The 7,557-nt window shown below is 59.1% G+C and carries 9 protein-coding genes; 5 read left to right on the top strand and 4 right to left on the bottom strand.

What is annotated here, in order from left to right:
* On the bottom strand, positions 1–262 hold a 262-nt coding region (locus tag IH881_19705; protein MCH7869927.1), incomplete at its 3' end, for a sulfatase-like hydrolase/transferase.
* Positions 263–476: 214 nt separating this feature from the next.
* Here IH881_19705 and IH881_19700 point away from each other — a divergent pair.
* Positions 477–614 (top strand): GYD domain-containing protein, encoded by a 138-nt coding sequence (locus IH881_19700; GenBank protein ID MCH7869926.1) that lies wholly within the window; start codon positions 477–479, stop codon positions 612–614.
* A gap of 17 nt (positions 615–631) precedes the next feature.
* Here the strand turns inward: IH881_19700 and IH881_19695 are convergent, their stop codons facing one another.
* Positions 632–2,143: a SagB/ThcOx family dehydrogenase gene (locus IH881_19695; protein ID MCH7869925.1), complete on the bottom strand. Its 1,512-nt coding sequence runs from the start codon at positions 2,141–2,143 to the stop codon at positions 632–634.
* Between the two features lie 159 nt (positions 2,144–2,302).
* On the opposite strand from IH881_19695, the gene IH881_19690 reads away from it, so the two are divergent.
* Both IH881_19690 and IH881_19685 read left to right on the top strand, forming a co-directional pair.
* Complete coding sequence (locus tag IH881_19690; protein ID MCH7869924.1) at positions 2,303–2,764, top strand: TIGR03668 family PPOX class F420-dependent oxidoreductase; 462 nt, start codon at positions 2,303–2,305, stop codon at positions 2,762–2,764.
* An 89-nt stretch (positions 2,765–2,853) separates the two neighbouring features.
* Positions 2,854–3,396: a redoxin domain-containing protein gene (locus IH881_19685; protein MCH7869923.1), complete on the top strand. Its 543-nt coding sequence runs from the start codon at positions 2,854–2,856 to the stop codon at positions 3,394–3,396.
* Positions 3,397–3,482: 86 nt separating this feature from the next.
* On the opposite strand, the gene IH881_19680 is transcribed toward IH881_19685, so the two are convergent.
* Positions 3,483–3,935: a GNAT family N-acetyltransferase gene (locus tag IH881_19680; GenBank protein ID MCH7869922.1), complete on the bottom strand. Its 453-nt coding sequence runs from the start codon at positions 3,933–3,935 to the stop codon at positions 3,483–3,485.
* Between the two features lie 215 nt (positions 3,936–4,150).
* On the opposite strand from IH881_19680, the gene IH881_19675 reads away from it, so the two are divergent.
* Complete coding sequence (locus tag IH881_19675) at positions 4,151–5,764, top strand: hypothetical protein (protein MCH7869921.1); 1,614 nt, start codon at positions 4,151–4,153, stop codon at positions 5,762–5,764.
* Positions 5,765–5,819: 55 nt separating this feature from the next.
* Here IH881_19675 and IH881_19670 read toward each other — a convergent pair whose 3' ends face one another.
* A complete protein-coding gene (locus tag IH881_19670) occupies positions 5,820–6,749 on the bottom strand; it encodes an aromatic ring-hydroxylating dioxygenase subunit alpha (protein ID MCH7869920.1) in 930 nt (309 codons plus the stop codon).
* Positions 6,750–6,888: 139 nt separating this feature from the next.
* Here IH881_19670 and IH881_19665 point away from each other — a divergent pair, with 139 nt between their 5' ends.
* Positions 6,889–7,191 carry a hypothetical protein gene (locus IH881_19665; GenBank protein MCH7869919.1) on the top strand — a complete coding sequence of 101 codons (303 nt, stop codon included), beginning with the start codon at positions 6,889–6,891 and terminating at the stop codon, positions 7,189–7,191.
* The last annotated feature ends 366 nt before the right edge of the window (positions 7,192–7,557 follow it).

Here is a 7,557-nt window from a genome sequence, read left to right as displayed (position 1 = left end):
GCGAAGGTACGCACTCCGCTTCAACGTTGTAATTCGTGAATCGAAAACCTTCGGAGGCGAGGCTATCAATTCGCGGTGTTGCCGCTCCACGCAAAACACCTCCGCCATACACGCCGACTTCGCCGTATCCGAAATTGTCCATCAATACGAGGACGACGTTCGGCTTGTTTGATTTCCCAGACGCAGCCAGGGCTGGGGTCGCGAACGCCAGGGCCGCAATCACAAAGACAGCAATTATCGCGGTTCGAAACCATCTCGACATGATCGCCTCCTGGGGCTAGTAAAATCAACCGGGGTTATCGCTCAACCAACGAGTATCGAGATTATCGCAGCGGTCATAGGGAAGCTAGCGAGACTCTGCTCGTGAACGACATCGTGGACGACCCGGGTGTCTACTACCAGGCGGTGAGCTTAGAAAAAGGAATGACCCGGTAAAGCACGCGGGTCGATCGTGGAGGGGGCAGTACGACTCGGTCATCGTAATCGAGGCGCCGGACGACGAGGCTGCGGCAAAGTTCTCGATCACGGCCGGAGCTCTTGGCAACGTGCGGCTCGAAACCCTGCGCGCGTTCGACGAGGACGAGTATCGCAATCTGGTTCGCGGGCTGTCCTGATCCAACTTCTAGCGACTCTACGACCCGCGTCCTGCGAGGGTCAGGTGGAGGACCGCGCGCTTCCGTCCATCGAGGTCGAGTAGGCGATTCAGGGCGTCGTCCCGAAAGGCGGCGAGGTTTCGGGCGGCGAGACCCGCCGCTTCGGCGGCCAGGTAAATGCGCTGGCCGATGCCGCCCGCTTCGATCAGCAGATCGCGATACATGCGATCGCCCAGGGTCTCGCTGGCGTGCTGGAGATTGCCGACACCGAAGAAGGCCACCGCGCAGCTGCCCGCTTTGTCCTGCCCCAGGCAAGTGCGGACGAGTTGGCCGCGCAGGTCGGCCTTCCGCATCAGCACGAGTCGCGCTCCGTTTGGCTCGTACCGATAGAGGCCGGGGGCTACGGCCGCGACGCGGTGCACCGCGAGCAGCAACTCCACCTCCCCTACCGGAGATAGCGCCGGCTGGCCTACAGCCGCATCGAGGATCCACTCGAGTGCATCGCGCTGCATCACGCGGTCCTCGAAGTGACTGGCCGAGCGTCGATTGCGGATGCTGTCCTCTACCGACATCTCGGGCCGGAGCGTGTCTACAGTATTTAGCCCCCGAGGCGTGAGGACGGGACCCTTGGAAGTACCCTGCGCGACTTCCGCGAGTCGAGTGTTCGCGTGATACCGCTCGGTATCTCCCCAGCCCGCCGGCGCGTTCTTTGCCTCCGCGAATGTTCTCACCACGGGTGATGGCGTCGTCTCCCCCGGATGCCCCACCGCGTGGATTGCGCACACCGCCTCGCGACGTCCGTCGATCCCGAGCAGTGAGTTCAGGCGCTCATCGTGGAAGCGAAGCATTGCAGTGTCGACGAGCCTCGCCGAGCGCGCAACCAGGCGCAAGTTCGCGCCGATGTGCCCCGTGTCGATCAAGGCGTATCGATATCCCCGGTTCGCATAGCGCCAGCCGTAGCGTCCGAAGACATTCGTCAGCAGGACCACGAGCGGCGCGCCCGCGACCAGGCCGGGTCGCTCGAGAGCGCGACTCACCGCATCGATCCCCTGGGCTTGCCGGATCGGCACCAACGCGTGGCTGAGGGGCGCATAGTAATAGACGCCAGGCTCGAGGCCCGTCACCCGCTCGGCCACGACGTAGATCTCCCCTGCGTACAGGGCCCCCGCGGAAGGTGCCGCCCGCAATATCGGCGGCTCGGTCACACCGTTCGTGAAGTGCAGCAGTCGGGAAAGGTCGCTCAGGCCGAGCGCCCCATTCGCGAACCCGTCGGCCGCTCGGAAGTCTCCGATCACGTCGGCCAGGGAGCGTGCTCCGGGACTCGCCGGAGCGGGCAGCGCGATCCGCTCGTGCCCTGTGTACGCCTTCGTGCGTCGCTTCTTGCGGGTCACAGGCCACCACTTCCGACCAACCGGGCCCAACAGAGTGTTTCGGGTCTGCATGTGGATCTCGCTCGTCCACACCGGCTCGAGGGCGTTAGCGCTCCCACCCATAAGCCACGCGGCCGTTCCGGCCAGAAAATGCATGAACCCGCGGCGATCGGTCTGCATGCCGAAACCAGTAGCAGATGACGGCGTGGCGGGGCACGATTCTTGGAGCCAAAGCCATGCGACTCGTGGCGGAAGAGGATATCAATCACTTCACCTTCCAGCGACGCAGGGTCGACGGCGCGTTCAGTTCAATGTTTTGCAGTAGGGGGCGACGACACTATGGAACTCTCTCCCGAGACGATTCGAGATCGACTCGACAACTGGCCAGTTGCACGCCTGGCCACGATCGGCGAAGCCGGTTGCCCCCACCAGGTGCCCATCGTATTTGCTCTGGTGGACGAGTGCTTGTGGTCGCCAGTGGACGGGAAACCAAAAACTGGCGGCGAACTCGCACGCGTTCGCAACATTCGCGCGCGACCCGACGTTGGCCTTCTGCTCGACGAGTACACCAGCGACTGGAAGCGACTCTGGTGGATTCGTATCGAGGGAAAGGCTCGCGTCGTTCAGCCCGGGGCGCCGCAGGAAGATGCTTCATTCCTTGACGCACTCGAGGCTCTACGAGAGAAGTACCCCCAGTATGGGACCGTGCCGTTGGTCCAATCTCCTCCTACGCTGCTGGCATTCGACTCGCTTCAGATTCGCAGCTGGTGCGCCAGCTCGACGGCAACCACACCCCAATAGGCAACGAAGATCTCCGGTCCCTGGCCCCTTCGTTCTGCGATAAACTGTGTCGCGATTCGAGTGAGCAGGAAACACCCTTGAGGACCGAGATGATCAAATATTTTTATCGAGTGGTACTCACAGCGATGTCGATGGCGGTTGCGATTTCGGCGACCGCGCAGGAACTAAAAGTGGGAGCGCCCGCGCCAGAATTTAAACTGGCGGGTTCAGATGGCCAGCAGTACTCGCTGTCCGACTACAAGGGCAAGCAGGCCGTAGCCCTCGCGTTCTTTCCCCAAGCCTTTACAGGTGGCTGAACTCTCCAACTGAAATCGCTGCGTGACAGCGAAAAAGAACTTGCTGAGTTCGATGTGGCCTACTTCATGGCGAGCGTCGATACCGTCGATGAGAACAAGCGGTTCGCCGAAAAGCATCAGGCGAAGTTCCCTCTCCTGTGCGACACCACCCAGGCCGTGACCAAGCTCTATGGCGTCGGAGTGAGGTACGAAGATCAGCTCTACTCCGATCGTTGGACCATCTACATCGACAAGGAAGGGATCGTAAAGAAGGTCGACAAAGATGTTAAACCGAAGACGGCCGGCCCGGATATGCTGAGAATCTTCTCGGAACTGGGCTTCGCCAAACTCCCCTGACCCGACACGCCTTTACACTGCTCCGGCAGGGGCTTCGAAGGCTGCAATGTACCGCTCCCGACAAGTCCTTCAGGAAGCTCCAATCGTCAGTCGTCGAGCGAAAGAAAGTACGTATAAAACTCCGTGTCGCGATCCCAACCTTGGCTTTCGTACAGCGTCTGACCGGGAATATTGGTCACTGCTGTTTGCAGCCTGAGCCAAGCGGCGCCGGTTTCGTCCCCAAGTTGTTTTGCCCGGTTCATCAGGGCCCGGGCAGCTCCTGTGCGGCGTGCACGGGGACTGACAAAGAGGTCTTCAAGCGACCAGACGTTTTTCGCAGCGACGGAACAAAAACTTGGAAAAAGCTGCGTGAAACCAATCGCAGAGCCATCGGGGTCGAGGGCAAGAAAAATGACGGAATCATCGTTTTTCAATCTTGCTTCGATGAAGTTCCTCGCCTTCGTGAGATCGGCAGGCTGCTCGTAAAATTGGCGATACGCATCGAATAATGGTGCGATCAGGTCGAGGTGCGATGGATCGGCGCGGATGATCTCGGTCATGCCTGTGTCCCTATTTGTTTGCTGCAACATTCCGTTGTTCGGTGGAAACTAGTTGCTATGGGGTTGAGTGTGTTGCCCTACTCTATCGAAGTCGTGCATCAATTCGTCTTGTTCAGTGGATTGCGCCGACAGCCGCTATCATGGGGCGGCAATATGAGGCGCAGGTTCTGGCCGGGCAGGTGGACGGGCCCGTACGACCCCGCTCAGTCAGGCATATGAATCCGAGCGACGCGACAGAATCTCACGGTTTCTCTGGAAGCTCACTTCTCAACGCCGGGCTGCTGACCACGATCGCGGCGATTCTGATCCTCGACTTCAATGGCTACCGACGGCTCATGCCGGTGGACGAAGGCCAGTGGCTCTTCTATTCCGATCAGCTGTTGAGTGGTCGAGTGCTCTACAAAGATGTCTGGTATCAGTTCGGGCCTGCCGTTCTCTATGGACTGGTGGGAACGATGCTGATCGCCGGGAAGACGCTGGCCACCGAGCGTGTGTTCTTTTGGCTGTTGAATGTGGCTGGGCTGGCGAGCCTGTACGTATTTTCGACGGTGCTGAACAGGCGAGTCACGCCTCGGTTGGTTCTTTGCCTGGTTGCGCTTCTCAATAGTCTGACCTGCCGACTGATGATGGTCAATCCGGGGTTCCTGTTTCGGCAGTGCTTCAACCTGCTGCCCTTGTTTCTGCTGTTCAAAGCCGCAGCCGGAACCCAGAAGAGCGCAAGGTTGACGTTTTCGGCGGGCGTCCTCAGTATGCTGAGTGTTCTGGTTTCACAGGAAACCGGCCTGTTTTCGTTTGTCGCAAGCTCGGTGTTTCTTGTTCTTCGCAGTCGGGAGTCCGGCACGACGGGAGATTGGCTAAAGCCGCTGGGTTGCTTCGTCGGAGGTTTTCTGCTGGTCGCGGCGCTCTGGTCCGGGTTCTGTCTATCCCAGGGAAGTCTCAAACAATATTTTCTGGTGGGCTTCGGCGAGGTCTTTCTCATGGCCGGCAAGCACCAGAGCGCGCCGTTTCCCGGCCTGTCTACACTCTTTGGAGTCAAAGGCGACCTAGTCGCCTACTACCACTTCGGCCTGACCTACGTTCCCGTACTGACGGCGGTCGTTTCAGGGACCTGGCTCCTGATCAAGAAACAATGGAATGCGCGGGTCATCGCTCTCTGCAGCTACGGGATCTGCACCTTCAGTATTTTGCTCGGCCGTTGCGACATCTACCACTCCACATTTGCGGCCCTGCCTCTGCTTCTGCTTCTGTCCTATGGCTACGAAAACGCGCATGGCATTCGAGACTCCACCGTGCGAACTGTGCGTGTCGGCCTGATTGCCATGTTCTGCGTTTTGATCGCAGTTTCGAATTTGAACAATCTGACGAAGCTGGCCTCAAATTCACGCTTCGCAGCGAAAGTCGAATATGAGGAGCCACTTCCCTATTTAGGGAGTGCGTTGATTCCAGCGTGGCAACATGCGGTGATTCGATTTGCCAAAAGTGCAGTCGAAGAAAACACCGATCCGAATCAAGCGATCTTCGCGTTCTTGCACGCACCTCACCAGTACTTCTTCTTGGACCGCCCTACCCGGACCCGATACGCGACGCCGATTTTTGCCAACAACGAATCTGCCAAGAAAGAAATTCTCGACGACCTGCGGCGGGGAGACTACAAACTATTGGTGTATGAGCGCACTCGGTTTCCCAACATCGACTATGACTACTATTTCTCGGAAATTTTCGACTACGTGCAAGACCGCTACGTCCTCCATTCCGAAATCGCCAACCGAGTTCAGATCTTGAAATTGAAGGAATCGGCCCTGGAGCCACGGGTGCCTCATATGGAATAGTGCCAATACCTGGCACACGTCGCGCGTCCCGTTCAGATCTAGCGTTGCTTGTTTCCTACTCCGGCGCGATCCACGGCTTCGAGGGTTCGGTGTTGAACAGACGCCAGCCGAGATAGCGGTGGAGATCGGCGATCGGGCGATCGAGGCTCACTAAGCTCCCACCCTTTCCGTGTCGCGCTCGCATCCCGCGCTGAACGCGTTCGCACAGCAACGGATCCTCTTCCATCAGCTGATCAAAGACCCCTGACGCGGAATATTCGCTGACAGCGGGAATCGATGCAGTACCCGGGGCTCTCAGTGAGTTCCAGGTTACGACACAGCGGTCCGCTGCCGACGGCAGTATCGCCAGCCAATCCCACGAATCCGCAGTGAGATAACTCACCAGATTCGGCGGGATGGTGAAAATAGGTGTACCGGTGAGTTCGAACTCTCCGAACGCATTCGGATGGTCCGGGCGCTTCACGATGGGAGGGCGCAATTTGCTGGCCGAGATCGACCAGGCGGCAGAACCTTCGATGTAGCGCGAGTCTTTCGTGGCGGAAAATGGTTCGATGGTCTCGCCGTGGACGCGAAATACATGATACCAGTCCATGGCATTTTCGACGATGAGCTTCCAGTTCGCCTTCCATTCCCAGCTGAAGAAATTGCCCGCTTCTTCAAACCGATCGATTTGAAATTTACCGAGATAACGATCGATCCCCGTGAGCCGTTGCGCAAGGGGCGCTGCATCAGAATCCAGATTGATGAAGATGATTCCCGCCCATACCTCGAGCTGAAACTGCGGAAGACAGTGGGCCTCGCGATCGATCTCTACATCGCCAGCGTAGGGTATGCCTTTCAACTTACCCTTCGTATCGTAGCTCCAAGCGTGATACGGACAGACAAGCTGGGAGGCGTTTCCCGTCCCGGCATCGAGCAAGATCGTACCCCTGTGCCGGCAAACGTTGGAAAGCGCGCACAGCTCAGCGTCTTTCCCACGCAACACGACGACTGGCTCACCGGCGAGATCGAAAGCGAAGTAATCACCCGGATCCGGAAGCGCCGCGGCCGCGCTAAGCCCCGTCCTCCGCGGTGGCTTCGAAAACCCCGCTTGTCATTCCTCCTCTCTCTGGTAGTTTCGAAAAATGAAGAATGGGGGCACCAGAACGCAAGGGTCGTGGGTTCTCTTCTTGATTGCAGCGAGCCAGCTGCTGGGCTGTCAGACAGCCCGTTCGTGGAGTGAGGGATGCCCTGGAATCTACTCTGGCGTGCGCTACTTCCAGGCAGAGGTGGGCTATCTAGCCTTTGATGAGAAGATTGCCTCCCTCCTGGACCTGCCGGTCAGCGCAGCGGTGGACACCGTTCTCCTCCCAGCGACGGTATTCATGAGCCCCAAGCGCCCGCCCAGCGGCTTTGCGCGCGGCTGCAAGTGGGCGACGAGACGCTAGTCGTAAATTGGTTTTCCCGGGCCAATGCTGCAGAACCTTCGCTCCGCTTCCTTTGGCACGGGGATGGCACGGGGATCGTGGCGGAGAGCAGTTCTGCGTGGATCTCCCCCCGCGCCACCCCCAACGACGTTGAGATGGGGATCATCAGGCGTTTGCTTGGGTGAGCATGCTACGAGGGGGATCGGGGAGCCCGAACCTCCAGCAAGATGAGTCGACGCAGAGCTTCGGATCGGCTCCCATAGGCCGCTCTAGCGCGCCTGTGGTCGTTTCATCCGTGGGTGTGGGTGCCCTTCCAAACTACACAACACACCGCAGCCTTCGGCCGCGTGTGCTGAAGGGCCCGTGCAGGCGTTGTGGGCCATCGGG

It is taken from the genome of Myxococcales bacterium (assembly GCA_022563535.1).
Classification (GTDB): domain Bacteria; phylum Myxococcota_A; class UBA9160; order UBA9160; family UBA4427; genus DUBZ01.
This window is presented reverse-complemented; position numbering and strand designations above follow the sequence as displayed.